Raw genomic sequence first — 15,597 nt, 5'->3', positions numbered from 1 at the left:
CATTTTACGCATTAATTGATTGATTTGAAAGATTTTTTTCACAACATTCAGGTGAGTGCCACCTTACCTGGCCAAATCAATCACAATCATTCATCACCACAAACCATTCCCAAATATTTGTGTAATAAATAAGACGACATTTATTTAAAATTGGGCTCGCACAGGGGGCCGGTCTTATAAATGATTGCAGTCAGTTGTAAAGCCATGTATAAACAAAGTGCAGGATGGGGAAACTTACTTATAAAATAATTACATAAACTCACAATGAAGCACTACACTCTTTTTAAAAAAATCCTTTTACCTCTGACCAGCTTGGGGTTGCTGATCGGTCTGATTTCTTTCGCATTTATTTTCAACGCGCATTTAAACAATATCGAAACCCAGGCTCAGGAAGAAACACAAAAACTGTCCAACCTGTTGATCACGGCGAAAACCCTGGTCAGCGAACATGTATTCTCAAGCATGGCCTTGCTCAAACAATATGGCTCGCTTGAAGGCCCGCCCAATATTAACGGCAGGACCCAGATACTGGGAATGGACGTCCCAAACTTACAATTTGGGGATACTCCCCAAACCGGCAGCACACTGCTGGTCGATTCGGTGACACGCATAGGTAGCGGTACCGCTACTATCTTTGTCAAACGTGGCGGACAGTTCCTACGCATTTCGACCAACGTCAAAAAAGCGGATGGCACCAATGCCTTTGGGACCGAACTCGATCCCTTTGGCAAGGCCATCGTCGCATTGCAAAAGAATCAGGCTTATTTTGGCGTGGTAGATATTCTTGGGGAATCGTATCTCTCCCGCTATGAACCCATGCAGGATAATCACGGCAACCTGATTGGGGCCTGGTATGTCGGTTACAAGCTTGACTTTAACGCCATTGACCAGGCGATCCGGCAATGGGGATTTTTGAAAAAAGGCTTTGTGGCCATCACCGACGGACACGGCAATATCCGCTTTCTGACCAATGGACTGACACGCCAGGAGGCAGAAACCGCCCTCAAAGATAGCCAGCACCGCTGGACCAAGGTCACGCGGCAGGTGCCAGAATGGGATTTTCAAATCAACATCGTGTACCCGACCAGTGAGGCTTACTGGTCTGCACTGGGCGCGCTGTCACCTTTGATGATCATTACCTTTATTCTGACATTGGTCGTCCTGATTGCCATTGTCAGCGGTTTGCAGCGGTTTGTGTTGAACCCCTTGGGCGGTGATCCCGAGACAGCCAAGCATTTATTGATGCGGATTGAAAGCGGCGACTTTGCCGAAGACCAAACCACGGCAGCCCCGGACAGCCTGATCGCCAACATGCTTAAAATGCGCAGACGCCTACGTGAAATGGTCAGCCAGCTGCAGGCCAATGCCAGCCGGCTAAAGGTCTCCTCCAGCGTGTTTGACCATGCCCATGATGCGATTTTCATTACCGACAATCAAGGGCATATCATTCAGTGCAATCCCTCCTTCAGCGTGATTACAGGCTACGTGCAGCCCGAAGTCATGGGTAAAACCCCGCAACAACTCGGTCTCGCCTATCAGCAACCAGACCTTTTCCAGTCCCTGTATGACAGCCAGCGTGGCTTTCAGGAGTGGCAGGGCGAAGTCTGGAACCGCCATCAACAAGGTCATGAGTATCTGGTAGAACTCGAATTGTCGCCAGTGCTCAACCAGGCGGGGGAATTTCAGCATTATGTCGGACTCTTCTCAGATATCACGCACGCCAAAGAGCAACAAAACATGCTTGAGCATCTGGCTTATCATGATGTGTTGACGCAACTGCCTAACCGTGTGTTGTTTTCGAGCCGATTGCAACAAGCGCTACACGAAGCCGAAAGCCAGTCGAGGCTGGTGGCCATTTGCTATATTGATCTGGATGACTTCAAAATCGTCAATGATCAATATGGCCACGAGTATGGCGACCGTTTACTTATGCAACTAGCCAACCGGCTCAGTGGTCTGCTCAAACCGCAAGATACCCTGGCTCGCCTTGGTGGCGATGAGTTCGCCATGCTATTGTGCGGACTGCGCACCGCCAATGAATATACCCGCCTGCTCAAGAAGTTGCTGACGGCGATTGAAAAACCGTTCAAGGTAGATAAATTCAAGTTTTCCATTTCGGCCAGTATCGGCTATACGCTGTACCCGATAGACAGCAATCCGCCAGACACCTTGCTGCGGCATGCCGACCATGCCATGTACCATGCCAAAACGCATGGTGGGCACCAATGCCATTTGTTTGACCTGGCGTCTGCACAACAATCCCAGCAACAGCAAGCCTTGCTCAAAGACCTGCTGCATGGCATTCAAAACAACCATATCCGCCTGGTTTACCAACCGCAAGTCTGCATGCAGTCTGGTGAAATTTTCTGCTTCGAGGCCCTGTTGCGCTGGCAGCATCCGGTACGCGGACTGCTCTACCCTAACGACTTCCTGACCGCGGTTGAACATACCAACCTGATTGTAGACATCGGTAACTGGGTGATGGAAGAAAGCCTGCGCCAACTGAGCGAATGGCAAAGCCAGGGCTTGGACACACAAGTCTCCGTCAACATCGCCGCCCAGCATTTAATGCATAAACAGTTTCCGGAACGATTGGCTGACATGTTTAAAAAGTATGCCATGATCAAGCCGCAACAGCTGCATATCGAGATCACCGAAAGTGCTGCCATCAGCGATTTTGCCCGCGTCAACCGCGTCATCCAGCAATGCCAGGCGCTGGGCGTTGCATTCTCGATTGATGATTTTGGCTCAGGCTACTCCTCGCTGATTTACTTACGCCGCCTGCCAGTCAACATCATTAAAATTGATCAGTCCTTTATCCATAACATGTTAAGTGACCAGGAAGACATGGCGGTGATCCGTGGCGTGATTACGCTCTGCCGCGACTTCGGCCGCAAGGTGGTGGCTGAAGGCGTCGAAAAAGCCGAGCAGGCGCAGATTCTGGCCGAACTGGGCTGCGACTATGCCCAAGGGTTTGGCATCTCGCGTGGCATCCCCGGCCATAAGGTTATAGAATGGACGAGCAAGCACAATCCGTTTAAGTTCTAGTACCAAATGCAAATGCGTGCGGGTAAGGGCCTGTATCAGTCCCGCATAAAGCGTGCGTAATGACGTATTGAATATCAGGCTGACTTTACTCATGTGCGTTAAAGGATAGCTATGTGATCACCAGACTCATCAGTATCTGGCAATCACGGAGAGCCGACAAAACCTTAATGCGATTAACTTGCGTCCCTACACCACCGCAATGACTGTTTATGCATGACAATTACTATCCTCTCCCGGGCGGGCCGGTGCGCATTCTCGCAGCAGAGACCCCATTCCCGTCCTTGCAGCAGGCGTTGACAGAGCCCAACGGCCTGATCGCCATCAGCGGCAGCCTGACGCCACGATGCCTGTTGAGTGCCTACAAACAAGGGATTTTTCCATGGTTTAGTCCGGGCGAGCCTATCCTCTGGTGGAGTCCGGACCCTCGCATGGTGCTGTTTCCACCAGCGCTGAAAATCACCCGCTCCTTGCGCAAGGTCATCCAGCAACAGCCGTTTGAGTTACGCATGAATACGCAATTTACCGCCGTGATGCAGGCGTGCGCTGCCACCCCGCGCCCAGGTCAATCCGGCTCATGGATCACCGATGAAATGATTGCGGCATACAGCGAGTTGCATGCCATGGGCTACGCGCATAGTATGGAAGCCTGGCAAGATGGGCAATTGGTTGGCGGTTGTTATGGGGTCAAGATTGGGCGCATGTTTTATGGTGAAAGCATGTTTCACCATGTCAGCAATGCGTCCAAAGTGGCATTTGCGCATCTGGTGGAATGGTTAATCACGCAACAAGTCGGTATGATTGATTGTCAGATGCATACACCGTTACTTGCCAGTTTTGGTGCTTATGAAATTCCCAGAGACAGGTTTATCGAAGAGTTAACGCATTTAGTGCAATATGACCCTACCTAACGACGCACCCCTGCAAAAATTACAGTTTTATGTGACCACCGCTTACACCTGTGGCTATCTGCCTAAAAAGCTGGCGCAAAGCCTGATTGCCACGCCGCAGACACTGGTAGATGGCCGCGTCTATAGCGGGCTGATACAGCAGGGCTTTCGCCGCAGTGGCAAGTTTGCTTACCGGCCGCATTGCGAACATTGCAATGCCTGCATTTCGGTCCGTTTGCCTGTACATGCGTTTGAAGCCACGCGTAGCCAGCAACGGGCATTTAAGAAGCATGCACCGTTACAGGCCACCATCCGTGAAGCCAGTTATGATGCAGAACACTTCGCCCTGTACCTGACCTACCAGCAACAGCGTCATCCCAGCAGTCTGGAGTCAGCCATGCCGCAAGAAGACGAAGCGACGCAATACCAGCAGTTTTTATGTCAAAGCAATGTAGATAGCGTAATGGTCGAGTTCAGAGATGCACAGCAGCAGCTCAAGATGGTCAGCGTGATTGATATTGTCATGGATGGTCTGTCTGCGGTGTACACGTTTTATGATACGCATGACAAAGCGAGTTATGGCACCTATAGCATCCTCTGGCAAATCGAGTGGGCCAGGCAACTCGGCCTGGACTATTTGTACCTGGGCTACTGGATTGCAGACAGCCAGAAAATGGCTTACAAGCAGCAGTTCCAGCCGCAGGAAAAACTGATTGAGGGCGTATGGGTGCGTTAACCCAGCTGGGCCAGCGATGAAGACGCCTGATTCAATACGTATGCAAAGTGTCTCCGTACAGTCGCTGGCCAGGCAGTTTTGTCATGGTCAGTACGTGAATACCGTGGATGCTGCTTTATGGCGGCAAACCTTCGAATACATCGGCCGGATTCAGGATGAATCCGGCTTTGAGCAATCAAACATTGCCGCATTGTGGCGACAATATGGCGGCGATTTGCGCGCCTTGATTAAAAATGATGAGCTGGTGCTGCGCGTGCTGAAAAAATGCTTGGCCGACACGCGGCATCAACCGCTGCAGGGCCTGACCCTGTATCGTGGCGAAAGCTGGTTTTTGTTTGATCAAGACCAGATTGGCTTTTGCTGGACGCCCTCGGAGGCGCTGGCCACCAGCTATGCCAAAGGTCTCAACGCCGTAGAATCCGGTGGCGTTCTGCTCAAATGCTTTGCTCCCACAGAAGCCATCCTCGCAGTACCTCCATCCGCTAGCGAGATGAAACAGAACATCTACATTTGTGACCCTGGCGCTCTATTGCGCATGACCACCCTGGCGCTATTTCCAAAACTCTAAATCCATCCAGTGTAATTACGCTGGATCTCGCCATTGCCCATAGCCTTTAAATTGGGTATGGACTTCAAGCATTTGTGCAGGCGTCAGCAAGCGGAGCTCCCCGACTTGTAACAGTCGCCAGTACTGCTCACACAGGTTTTCCACTTCTACCGCCACGGCCAGTGCGTGGGATAAATCCTTGCCCAGCGCAATCATGCCATGATGTGCGAGCAAACAGGCCTTGCGCTCATGCAATGCAGCGAGCGCAACCTCAGACAGCGCCTGGGTGCCAAATAAGGCGTAGGGCGCGCAACGGATATTATCTCCACCCACGCTGGCAATCATGTAATGAAACGGCGGCACGTCGTGCCCCATGCAGGCTACCGTGGTCGCAAACATGCTGTGGCAATGCACAACCGCATTGACTTCAGGCCGCGCCTGTAAAATATCCAGATGAAAACGCCATTCGCTGGAGGGGGTTTTCCCGGCTTCAGCCAGGCCTTGCCAATCCATATGCACCATGCTGTCAGCATGCAGCTGTTCTGCCGGCACGCCAGAAGGCGTCACCAGAAAACCCGTTTCTAGCCGGACACTGGCATTGCCAGAGGTGCCTTTATTCAGGCCGGTAAGGGCCATTTGCTGGGCCGTGTATAACAACTGTTGCGCAGGCGAGCGCTTGCTCATGTTAATCGCCCAGACTATGCGTTTTCAGCGCATGCAACTGGTCAGGGGCAAACACCCCATGTTCGGTAATCACTCCCGTCACCAGCCTGGCTGGTGTCACATCAAACGCCGGATTCAATGCCGGGCTTTCATGCGGAATTACCCGGACCGTCTCTATGTCTCCTGTTGCCGTCTGCCCTTGCATATAAGCCACCTCATCCGCATCACGCATTTCAATCTCGATCTCTGCGCCGCGTGCGATCTGCCAGTCTATGGTCGGCGTCGGCACCGCAGCATAAAATGGGATTTGCTGATCAGATGCTGCCAGCGCTTTTAAATAGGTGCCTATCTTGTTGCAGACATCACCTTGACTGGTGACACGATCTGCACCGACGATGACCAGATCTACCTGACCATGCTGCATCAGATGGCCGCCAGCATTATCGGCAATCACCGTATGCGGAACCCCGTGTTGCGCCAGCTCCCAGGCGGTCAGGCTGGCACCCTGATTGCGTGGCCGCGTTTCATCTACCCAGACATGCACTTTCAGACCTGCATCATGCGCGGCATAAATCGGCGCCAAGGCCGTCCCGCCATCCACCGTGGCCAACCACCCGGCATTGCAATGGGTCAAAATATTCACAGCCTGATTGGCATCCACAGTCGCCTTTTCAGCGATCAAGGCTTTACCGTGCTGGCCAATCGCCAGATTCTGCGCCACATCCTCATCAGCAATCGCTTGTGCCACCAGCCAAGCGGCAGCTGCGCGTTGCGCCACAGCCAGCGGCATTAACGTCTGTTGCATGCGCTGTGCCGCCCAGGCAAGATTGACAGCAGTCGGTCGTGTGGCGATCAGCTGCTTTATCACCGCCTGCAAGTGTTCATCGCTGGCATCCTGCTGAATGCCTAACGCCACACCATAGGCTGCCGCAGCTCCAATGAGGGGTGCACCACGGACCTGCATGTGGCGGATGGCATGACATATTTGCGCCAAAGACGTTAATTCCACCGTTACAAAATCAAACGGCAATCGCGTCTGGTCAATGATATAAACAGCGTTGGCTTGTTGCCAAATGCTACGGAAATGTTGGGATTGAATGCGCATATGAGAGGCCTGGCCAAGCACCGATTAGTAATTGTAAAGTTTGTAAAACCACTTGCTTTTCTTGTAGGACAAACACCGTATTTTGCTATCCACAAAATCTGTGGATAACTTTGTGGATTGCTGTGTCTTAATTCCGTAACTTACCAATTTATAAGGACTTTTTCCAAAAGTTCATTTTTTAATCTATTTTTTTATCCAATAAAATCAATCACTTACAAAGCACCACTATAATATAGTCACTTTCGACACATTCTTAAAGTGTCACTTTAAGTCATGTGCATAAATGGGCTATTTTTGGCAAAACTTCTACAGAATTTTTACCAGTCATTTCAATGAGTTGCGAAGCTTCCAAGCCACGTATCAGGGCCATCTCTTCTGCGATCTTTTTTAATTGATCCGGCGCATTTCTTCCTTGATGCCCCAGCCAAACCGGCGGAATATCCGGCGCATCGGTCTCCAGAACCAGTGTTTCCACAGGCAATTCTGCAGCAAGCTGACGCAGTTTCAATGCGCGCGGCCAAGTCATGGCACCACCAAACCCTAATTTGAATCCCAAACTGGCAAATATCTCCGCTTGTTGCTTGCTGCCGTTAAAGGCATGTGCAATGCCCCCCGTTAACGCATGCTTGCGCAAATATTTGAGGATGGTGTCTATCGCACCGCGCACATGCAAAATCACAGGCAAATGAAACTGCCTGGCAATGCGCAACTGTCCTTCATATAGCTCTAGCTGTCTGGCCTCATGTTCGCGCGTCAGGTAAAAGTCGAGACCGATCTCTCCAATCGCCAGCAATTGATGCGCCTGGGGGCCCTCCAGCACCCTGGCGACGGTTTGCTCGAGCTGGTCCAGCGCATCCTCAGGTGCCTCAGACACATACATGGGATGCCAGCCAAGAGCGAATCCGGCTTGCGGATGCCGTGCGCACCAGGCCATAATCGGTTCAAAGCTCGCCTGCGTCACGGCCGGGATGACCACCGCACGAACGCCCTGCGCCAAAGCCGCCTGCCAGACCAGTTCACGGTCGGCATCAAACTCACGGGCATCCAGATGACAGTGGGTGTCGATCAGCATAAGAATCAGGCCTTAAGCGTGGCCTGAAGACGGATATCCTGCCCGACCTGTCGCAGATCCATGATGTCCAGCGTATGTATGTCTGCCATCTGCGTCCATGCTGGCAGGGCAAACATGCCGCGTGCCGCGTCTCCCATCAGCTTGGGTGCGTAATACAGCAATAACTCATCCACAAACCCGCTTTGCAAAAAGGCCCCATTCAGCGTTGCCCCGGCCTCGACCAATACCTCATTACAAGGCCAGGCCGTTAGTGCCTGCATGACCGCACCAATATCCACCTGCCCCTGCGCATTCGGTGCATGCAGGGTACGTACTCCCATCACTTGCAACATCTCCAGCTTGGCGGCCTCCCCTTGCGCATATGCCACCAGCGCATGGCCATCCTGCAACACCTTGGCGTCTATCGGGATGCGTAACTGGCTATCGAGAATGACGCGTAAGGGTTGGCGTGGCGTCTTCACCTCACGCACGGTGAGCGAGGCATTATCCTGCAGAATGGTAGAGATACCCGTGATCACTGCACAACTTTGCGCACGCCAGTGATGGACATCTTTCCGCGCCTCAGGCGACGTAATCCATTGACTGACCCCATTCGCCAACGCCGTACGGCCATCCAGACTGGCAGCGACCTTGAGGCGGACATAAGGGCGTTGTTGCGTCATGCGCAGAATAAACCCGGGATTCAGCGCCTTGGCCTGTGCTTCGCAAACCCCAACCGTGACAGCGATGCCCTGTGCCTGCAAACGCGCAATGCCGTTGCCTGCGACCAAAGGATTCGGATCCTGCATGGCAACCACGACCCGGCTCACACCGGCATTCACCAGTGCATCGGCGCAGGGGGGCGTCCGGCCAAAATGACTGCAGGGCTCCAGAGTCACGTATGCAGTAGCCCCCCGCGCTTGCTCGCCAGCGGCGCGCAAGGCGTGCACTTCAGCATGGGGTTCCCCCGCCTTGAGGTGAGCGCCCTCTCCAACCACTTGACCTTGTTTGACGATGACACACCCGACACGCGGATTAGGCGTGGTCGAATACAGTCCATGCGCCGCCAGGCGCAAGGCATGGGTCATCCATTGAATATCTTGAGCACTGTGTAACATAGACTAGCATCATACAAAAAAAGCCCGCCTTGCGGTGGTTTTGTATGGCGGACACCTTTGAACGGCCAGTGAATAATAAGACCACGGCCTGAATAAAGCGCGTATTAAAGAAAGCTAATGAGAGGAGATTTGACTATGGGTGAGACGTCCATCCTGGTCAAAGTATATGCGTAAGGCATGATAAACATGCATGCACTTACCCAGATCATACTCAAGTGCATTGGCGTCCTCAAGGCTAGGCCGCCCAAGCAAGGCCATGACTGCCTCTTTTTTGGCGCCTCGAATCAGGATGTGATTTTTGAGATCGTATGCCATGTCACCGCGTCTACACTCCTTTTGCACAGTGTTGGCCAATTCCATCCAGCGGGTCTGGTCAAACTTGTCTCGACCAAACACCGCCTCATCTTTAAATGCCCACCAGGTAAAAAACACGATGGTGAGAATCACGGTGAATACCGCTAATACCACTGCAGACAGCTTGATCAGTTTCATACGCCCCCGCCTTCACATGCAACATTGATAGACCGTGCACAAGGGTAAAGCAAGGCACACGGAACACATACACCAGCGCACAGAGGGTGCGTCCAGCAATGGTTGTTGTCAGTTATCCAGATCGCGGATGGCGTTATGAAAGTCATCCACATCTGAAAAGCTTCGATACACCGAAGCAAAGCGGATATACGCCACCTGATCCATTTGTTTTAACTCTTGCATGACTGTTTCACCCAGCAACCGCGCAGGCACTTCGCGCGCGCCCAAACCGAGCACTTTTTGAACAATGCGGTCCAGTGCTTTATCGACATATTCAGTAGGCACTGGACGTTTGTGCAGGGCGCGTGTAAATGAGAGGCGCAATTTTTCGCGCTTGAACTCTTCGCGCGTCCCGTTTTGCTTCACCACCTGTGGCAAATGCAATTCTGCGGTTTCATAGGTGGTAAAGCGCTTGTCACACACCTGACAGCGACGGCGCCTGCGGATGGAGTTCCCTTCCTCATTGAGGCGGGAATCCACCACTTGCGTATCATCAGCACCGCAAAACGGACATTTCATGGCTGTGGATAGCCGGAAAAATTATTTACCGTACACCGGGAATTGATCGGTCAAGGCGTGCACTTTCGCCTTGGTGGCCGCAATCACTTCAGCGCTTTCCGGATGATCCAGCACATCGGCAATCAGGTTAGCCACTTGTTCGGCTTCGGCTTCTTTAAAGCCACGCGTTGTGATCGCAGGCGAACCGATACGAATACCGGAAGTCACAAACGGGCTCTCGGGGTCGTTAGGAATCGCATTTTTGTTGACCGTAATGTGCGCTTGGCCCAGATAAGCGTCTGCCGCCTTACCGGTCAAGCCTTTAGGACGCAGGTCTACCAGGAACACATGAGACTCGGTACGGCCAGAGATAATACGCAAACCGCGCGCAGCCAACGTGCTGGCCATGATGCTGGCGTTCTTCAATACCTGTTCCTGATATGCTTTGAAATCTGGCTGTGCCGCTTCGAGGAAAGCTGTCGCCTTACCGGCGATAACGTGCATCAACGGGCCGCCTTGCAAGCTTGGGAACACATTGGAATTCAGTGATTTTTCAAACTCGGCCTTGGCCATGATGATACCGCCACGTGGACCACGTAAGGTCTTGTGCGTGGTTGAAGTCACAAAGTCAGCATGGGGCACCGGGTTAGGATAGACACCCGCTGCAATCAAGCCAGAATAGTGCGCCATATCGACCATGAAATAAGCACCGACTTTTTTGGCGATTTCAGCCATACGCGCCCAGTCAAAACGCAAGGCATACGCAGAAGCACCCCCAATCAACAACTTTGGTTTGCACTCCACCGCGATACGCTCCATCTCATCGTAGTCGATCTCTTCTTTATCGTTCAAACCGTAAGGCACGATATTAAACAACTTGCCGGACAGGTTAGCCGGGGAACCGTGTGTTAGGTGACCGCCGTGACCCAGATTCATGCCCATGACGGTATCGCCTGGTTTCAGGATGGAGAAATACACGGCCTGATTCGCCTGTGAGCCAGAATGTGGCTGCACGTTGGCATACTCAGCGCCATACAAGGCTTTCAGTCGGTCAATCGCCAGCTGTTCAACCTGGTCAACAAACTCACAGCCACCGTAAAAGCGTTTGCCTGGATACCCTTCAGCATACTTGTTCGTCAATTGCGAGCCTTGGGCTTCCATCACCGCTGGACTGGTGTAGTTTTCTGAAGCAATCAACTCGATATGCTGATGCTGACGCTCCACTTCGGAAGAAATCATTTGGGCCAAGGCCGGGTCTGCAACGCTTAAGTTTCTTGAAAAGCTAAACATGACGATCAAGTTTCCGTATCACAAAAATAAAGCGCGATTTTAGCATGAGGCGACCGCAGCATCCATCTTTAGCGATGCGCTCATTGAGCGCCTATCACTTTGAGGCGTGGTGTAATCCAGACACAAAGCGCACCAATACAGTGCAAACATGACCAACCTGATTGAAACAACATGCACCAAAAAACAGAATTAAATACTTAAGCAATTGATTTAAATTATCTTTTTAAATCTGGCACAGCTTATGCTTAATAAGATCCGTAAGCGTATATCTCCAAAATCGCTCCCTAAACCCAACTTCGGTTGGGTTCTTTTTTTTCAGGGGATGCTGTCTTGTCTTGACTCAATGTTGACGCATTTTTAATTGCTGCAAGGTTTGCTGGCAGCCTACATCCGTAGTTGCACTTTGATCGCCCGGATCGAGAAATGGCAGGATGGCGGCAAACGGATTGATCAATGCCAGTAATATGCCGCCAGCGACCCGTGCGGCAATCGGCCCCGGGCTGATCGAAACCTGGGGGTCCACAAAAGGCCCTGTCACCAGAATAGGTGAGCGCACGGTTAACGGCGAAAAGTTTTTAGGACTGGCCTGGAGTTTAAGGTTGAGCTGCTCCTGACCCAAGTCGACGGCACCATTGACCGTGACGGTCGTCACAGGCGTATCAATCACGGCTGCCTCTGGTGTCAAAACACCCTCTTTGGCCCGCCAGCCCATCGCGGCGCAATGCATGGGCAAGGGCTGATCGCCCTTGATCATGACACCAACCGCTTGGGCAATATCTAATCCAGCCGCCTCAATCAACAAGTGAGACATTTCCCCCTGACGCACCATCAGGGCGAGCTGACCATCCAGCGAGCGCAATAATTCGGCGGTTGAGCGGCCATGCCCCTGCAGCTTGGCACGCCCATTCAATTTACCGCTCACATAAGCTGGCGCCGGCTGTTGGCTGGTTTCCTTGGCTGTGTCACTGGTCGATTTTTTATCCGTCTGCGGCGAAACTTTTAGCCATTGTTCCAAACGGATATCATGCACCGCCAGCGCAATCTCCCAATCCGGGGCGGCGGGTGGCGACAAGTCGGCGTTCTGCACATCATGTGCATCAATCGATAGCTCGCCTGAGAGCGAGCCTTGAGCCGTACTGGCCTCCAGCTCTGCCAGACTTAACTTGTGTTTTTGCAAGCGCAAGCGCAATTTAAGCGGTGCAATGCGCTGCCTGAAGGCCGATCCTAAATCGACCGCATCAATATGCACATCGATATCCGCATTCATACGGCCATAGGTCGTAAAATCCAGCGAGGTATTTGGAAACAATTTGCCTGGATGCGGGTTGCTAGTCGTTGGAGTCGCTGCAGCGCCAAAGGCGGGCGCCAAATCCGCCAACATCAATAACGAGCCTTGCAGTTTGCCAGTCAACATCGGCGTTTCTGGTGCAAGATCATATACAAACTGTCCCGCCAGCTGACTGTTGCCAATGTGTGCAGACGCGACATTCACAGCCCACTGCATCGCGTTTTTTTCAACGGTCGCCTTGATTTTGAAATGCGGCGTCCTAGGGAATGTCAGGCTCAGCAAGTCCCCGACATCGGCCAGCGATGAGCCTTTTAACTCTACCTGCCCCTTGACACGCTGGACACCCAAGACATCATATACGGCACCGCGGAACGTGGCATGCACGGCACCATACGTTAACCATCCTTGCGAGTTAACCGGCGGTGAGTCCTGCCCCTGAGTGGCGATCGGTAAAAAGCCTTGCGTCACCAATGCGGCCTGCAAGGGCAAACGACGGAACTGGCCATCCATTTTGATTTGCGATTCCGGCGTTTTAAGATGGGCGCCCTCTTCGGTATAAAACTTGACGTTCAGTTGCGCATCCGTAACGGCATCGGCAATCTTGGCTTGCCCCTCATTAACGGCCAGTTGCTCAATGATGGGAAACGGACGGGGCGGACTGCCGTCATCCAGCTCAAAATCCCAACTGGCCTCTTGGTTGGCATGGCGGATCATGTAAGCATTTAAACGGTCCGCGCGAATCGATGCAATGCGATAAGGATCGCGTGCTTTGAGTGACCACAGGTCACGGTAGCGCAACGCCAGCGACAAGCCATGCGCTTCAACAAAATAAGGCGCGTCAAAGCCTGCGGGCGCGGCAATTCTCAATCCGCCTACTTGCAACCGGATGCCACCCAGCAATTGCAAATGGAAAGGACGGTCTATGATCACGGCCCGTTGTAACTGATTTTGCAACGCGGTTTGCAGGGGTTGGCGCAAAAAAGGCCAGCCCAGCATTTCGCAGACCATGACTACAAAGACAAGCACAAGTAGCATGCCCCCCAGCCAGCGTGCAAACAGGGGAGCGCGGGGTGTTTTATCAATATCACTCATAACCCGTTATGATGCCGCGTGCAGCTCAGGCTGACCAGTGCCCCACGTCTGACAGCGCTGTAGGTGGATTCTGGCAAATCCGGCACCTACTGTCAGTTATAATGAGCCCATCTCACTCACATCGACAGGAGCCCACCACCATGAAATGGACTGACAGCCAGCGCATTGCTGAAGAGCTGTATGATCAATTCCCCGAGATTGACCCCAAAACCATCCGCTTTACCGACCTCATGCAATGGGTGATGGATTTGGAGGACTTTGATGATGAGCCCTCCCGCTGCGGCGAAAAAATCCTGGAGGCGATTCAACTGGCCTGGATAGAAGAAGCCGAATAAATGATTCCATTGCTGCCAGCGTCGATTTTCAAAGCCTACGACATCCGTGGCATTGTCGGCGACACATTAACAGAAGAGATTGTGCAGCAGATTGGCCTGGCACTTGGCTCGCTGGCTCAGGTGCACGGCGAGCATAGTGTCTGCGTGGGCTATGATGGCCGTTTATCCAGCCCGGCACTGGCCACCGCCTTGAGTGCAGGGCTGATGCAAACGGGTGTCAATGTGCTGAATCTGGGCATGGTCACTACGCCCATGCTGTATTTTGCAACGCATTACCTTGCCCAAACGCGCAGTGGCGTCATGATCACCGGCAGCCATAACCCACCGCAATACAATGGGCTTAAAATGGTGATTGCGGGCGAGACGCTCAGTAGCGAAGCCATCCAGGCCCTCAAGCACAGCATCATGCAGCAGCAGTTTTACCAGCCCGACCAAGCTGGCAATCAAACCAGCTACGATATTTATCCCGCCTATCAGGCAGCCATTGTGTCGGATATCCAGCTCGCACGCCCCATGCGAGTGGTCATCGACTGCGGCAACGGTGTCGCCGGCGCCTACGCGCCCGCCATCTTCCAGGCATTAGGCTGCGAGGTCGAGCCACTGTTTTGTGAGGTCGATGGTCACTTCCCCAACCACCACCCAGACCCGGTGGAAGCCAAAAACTTGCAGGACGTCATCCACGCCTTGCAAGGCGGCACCGCCGAAATCGGGATCGCGTTTGATGGCGATGGCGACCGTCTGGGCGTGGTCACCCGATCCGGGCAAATCATCCGTAGCGACCGCCAGCTCATGTTGTTTGTAGAGGATATACTCAGCCAGCAACCAGGCAGCCAAGTGGTGTTTGATGTCAAATCCAGCCGCCATCTCGCGCCCTGGATACGCCAACATGGGGGTAAACCGGTGATCTGGAAAACCGGCCACTCGCTGATGAAAGCCAAAATCAAGGAAACGGGTGCCGCCATCGGTGGTGAGCTCTCGGGTCATTTGTTTTTTAATGACTGTGTCGCGGGTACCCCGCGCTGGTTTGGCTTTGATGATGGCCTGTATAGCGCGGCACGCCTGCTCGAACTGGTGAGCCGCAGCCCCGATGCCAACGCCGTGCTAGAAGCCCTGCCAGACAGCCTCAACACGCCAGAACTGCAAATCGCCATGCAAGAAGGCGAGCCACATGCCTTTATTGCGCAACTGCAACAAGCCGCGCAATTTCCGGGCGCAGTAGAAGTGATCACCATCGATGGCTTGCGCGTTGAGTATGCCGATGGCTTTGGTTTGATTCGCGCCTCAAACACCACACCCGTGTTGACCTTGCGCTTTGAGGCCGATGACAATGCGGCCTTAACCCGCATTCAACAGACATTCAAACAACTGCTACTCAGCGCTCACCCAGACTTGAAAATCCCTTTTTGAG

14 protein-coding genes are annotated in these 15,597 nt (G+C 52.8%); 6 read left to right on the top strand and 8 right to left on the bottom strand.

Features of this window, described 5'->3' with window-relative positions; translation table 11 throughout:
* Positions 1-264: 264 nt before the first annotated feature.
* The 4 genes from ACT53C_RS13590 to ACT53C_RS13575 all read left to right on the top strand — a co-directional run bounded on the left by ACT53C_RS13590 (position 265) and on the right by ACT53C_RS13575 (position 5,239).
* Complete coding sequence (locus tag ACT53C_RS13590) at positions 265-3,048, top strand: bifunctional diguanylate cyclase/phosphodiesterase (RefSeq protein WP_476146835.1); 2,784 nt, start codon at positions 265-267, stop codon at positions 3,046-3,048.
* A gap of 209 nt (positions 3,049-3,257) precedes the next feature.
* Positions 3,258-3,956, top strand: a complete 699-nt coding sequence (aat, locus tag ACT53C_RS13585; protein WP_476146834.1) for a leucyl/phenylalanyl-tRNA--protein transferase — start codon at positions 3,258-3,260, stop codon at positions 3,954-3,956.
* Positions 3,943-4,671 carry an arginyltransferase gene (locus ACT53C_RS13580; protein ID WP_476146832.1) on the top strand — a complete coding sequence of 243 codons (729 nt, stop codon included), beginning with the start codon at positions 3,943-3,945 and terminating at the stop codon, positions 4,669-4,671. The genes aat and ACT53C_RS13580 overlap by 14 nt, the downstream gene beginning before the upstream one ends.
* A gap of 40 nt (positions 4,672-4,711) precedes the next feature.
* A complete protein-coding gene (locus tag ACT53C_RS13575; protein ID WP_476146830.1) occupies positions 4,712-5,239 on the top strand; it encodes a hypothetical protein in 528 nt (175 codons plus the stop codon).
* Positions 5,240-5,254: 15 nt separating this feature from the next.
* On the opposite strand, the gene ACT53C_RS13570 is transcribed toward ACT53C_RS13575, so the two are convergent.
* The 8 genes from ACT53C_RS13570 to ACT53C_RS13535 all read right to left on the bottom strand — a co-directional run bounded on the left by ACT53C_RS13570 (position 5,255) and on the right by ACT53C_RS13535 (position 13,854).
* Entirely contained in the window at positions 5,255-5,902 is a 648-nt protein-coding gene (locus tag ACT53C_RS13570) for a class II aldolase/adducin family protein (protein ID WP_476146828.1), read from the bottom strand.
* Position 5,903: 1 nt separating this feature from the next.
* Positions 5,904-6,986: an S-methyl-5-thioribose-1-phosphate isomerase gene (mtnA, locus tag ACT53C_RS13565; protein WP_476146826.1), complete on the bottom strand. Its 1,083-nt coding sequence runs from the start codon at positions 6,984-6,986 to the stop codon at positions 5,904-5,906.
* Between the two features lie 271 nt (positions 6,987-7,257).
* Entirely contained in the window at positions 7,258-8,058 is an 801-nt protein-coding gene (locus ACT53C_RS13560; RefSeq protein ID WP_476146824.1) for a TatD family hydrolase, read from the bottom strand.
* Positions 8,059-8,063: 5 nt separating this feature from the next.
* Positions 8,064-9,155 carry a bifunctional diaminohydroxyphosphoribosylaminopyrimidine deaminase/5-amino-6-(5-phosphoribosylamino)uracil reductase RibD gene (gene ribD, locus ACT53C_RS13555; protein WP_476146822.1) on the bottom strand — a complete coding sequence of 364 codons (1,092 nt, stop codon included), beginning with the start codon at positions 9,153-9,155 and terminating at the stop codon, positions 8,064-8,066.
* A gap of 114 nt (positions 9,156-9,269) precedes the next feature.
* Positions 9,270-9,647 (bottom strand): hypothetical protein, encoded by a 378-nt coding sequence (locus ACT53C_RS13550; RefSeq protein ID WP_338656859.1) that lies wholly within the window; start codon positions 9,645-9,647, stop codon positions 9,270-9,272.
* Positions 9,648-9,755: 108 nt separating this feature from the next.
* Positions 9,756-10,205: a transcriptional regulator NrdR gene (gene nrdR, locus ACT53C_RS13545; protein WP_194747349.1), complete on the bottom strand. Its 450-nt coding sequence runs from the start codon at positions 10,203-10,205 to the stop codon at positions 9,756-9,758.
* Positions 10,206-10,226: 21 nt separating this feature from the next.
* Positions 10,227-11,474 carry a serine hydroxymethyltransferase gene (gene glyA / locus ACT53C_RS13540; protein ID WP_476146819.1) on the bottom strand — a complete coding sequence of 416 codons (1,248 nt, stop codon included), beginning with the start codon at positions 11,472-11,474 and terminating at the stop codon, positions 10,227-10,229.
* 340 nt (positions 11,475-11,814) lie between these two features.
* Complete coding sequence (locus ACT53C_RS13535; RefSeq protein WP_476146818.1) at positions 11,815-13,854, bottom strand: AsmA family protein; 2,040 nt, start codon at positions 13,852-13,854, stop codon at positions 11,815-11,817.
* A 140-nt stretch (positions 13,855-13,994) separates the two neighbouring features.
* Here ACT53C_RS13535 and iscX point away from each other — a divergent pair, with 140 nt between their 5' ends.
* Entirely contained in the window at positions 13,995-14,189 is a 195-nt protein-coding gene (gene iscX / locus ACT53C_RS13530; protein WP_194747352.1) for a Fe-S cluster assembly protein IscX, read from the top strand.
* On the top strand, positions 14,190-15,596 hold the full coding sequence (locus tag ACT53C_RS13525; RefSeq protein WP_476146816.1) for a phosphomannomutase/phosphoglucomutase: 1,407 nt from the start codon (positions 14,190-14,192) through the stop codon (positions 15,594-15,596).
* Position 15,597 lies beyond the last annotated feature (1 nt).

It is taken from the genome of Methylophilus sp. DMC14, assembly GCF_056314085.1.
This window is presented reverse-complemented; position numbering and strand designations above follow the sequence as displayed.

Bases quoted from the DNA above. Each gene is read 5' to 3' on its own strand.
- ACT53C_RS13590 (WP_476146835.1), top strand. From the start codon at position 265: ATGAAGCACTACACTCTTTTTAAAAAAATCCTTTTACCTCTGACCAGC.
- aat (WP_476146834.1), top strand. From the start codon at position 3,258: ATGCATGACAATTACTATCCTCTCCCGGGCGGGCCGGTGCGCATTCTC.
- ACT53C_RS13580 (WP_476146832.1), top strand. From the start codon at position 3,943: ATGACCCTACCTAACGACGCACCCCTGCAAAAATTACAGTTTTATGTG.
- ACT53C_RS13575 (WP_476146830.1), top strand. From the start codon at position 4,712: ATGCAAAGTGTCTCCGTACAGTCGCTGGCCAGGCAGTTTTGTCATGGT.
- ACT53C_RS13570 (WP_476146828.1), bottom strand. From the start codon at position 5,902: ATGAGCAAGCGCTCGCCTGCGCAACAGTTGTTATACACGGCCCAGCAA.
- mtnA (WP_476146826.1), bottom strand. From the start codon at position 6,986: ATGCGCATTCAATCCCAACATTTCCGTAGCATTTGGCAACAAGCCAAC.
- ACT53C_RS13560 (WP_476146824.1), bottom strand. From the start codon at position 8,058: ATGCTGATCGACACCCACTGTCATCTGGATGCCCGTGAGTTTGATGCC.
- ribD (WP_476146822.1), bottom strand. From the start codon at position 9,155: ATGTTACACAGTGCTCAAGATATTCAATGGATGACCCATGCCTTGCGC.
- ACT53C_RS13550 (WP_338656859.1), bottom strand. From the start codon at position 9,647: ATGAAACTGATCAAGCTGTCTGCAGTGGTATTAGCGGTATTCACCGTG.
- nrdR (WP_194747349.1), bottom strand. From the start codon at position 10,205: ATGAAATGTCCGTTTTGCGGTGCTGATGATACGCAAGTGGTGGATTCC.
- glyA (WP_476146819.1), bottom strand. From the start codon at position 11,474: ATGTTTAGCTTTTCAAGAAACTTAAGCGTTGCAGACCCGGCCTTGGCC.
- ACT53C_RS13535 (WP_476146818.1), bottom strand. From the start codon at position 13,854: ATGAGTGATATTGATAAAACACCCCGCGCTCCCCTGTTTGCACGCTGG.
- iscX (WP_194747352.1), top strand. From the start codon at position 13,995: ATGAAATGGACTGACAGCCAGCGCATTGCTGAAGAGCTGTATGATCAA.
- ACT53C_RS13525 (WP_476146816.1), top strand. From the start codon at position 14,190: ATGATTCCATTGCTGCCAGCGTCGATTTTCAAAGCCTACGACATCCGT.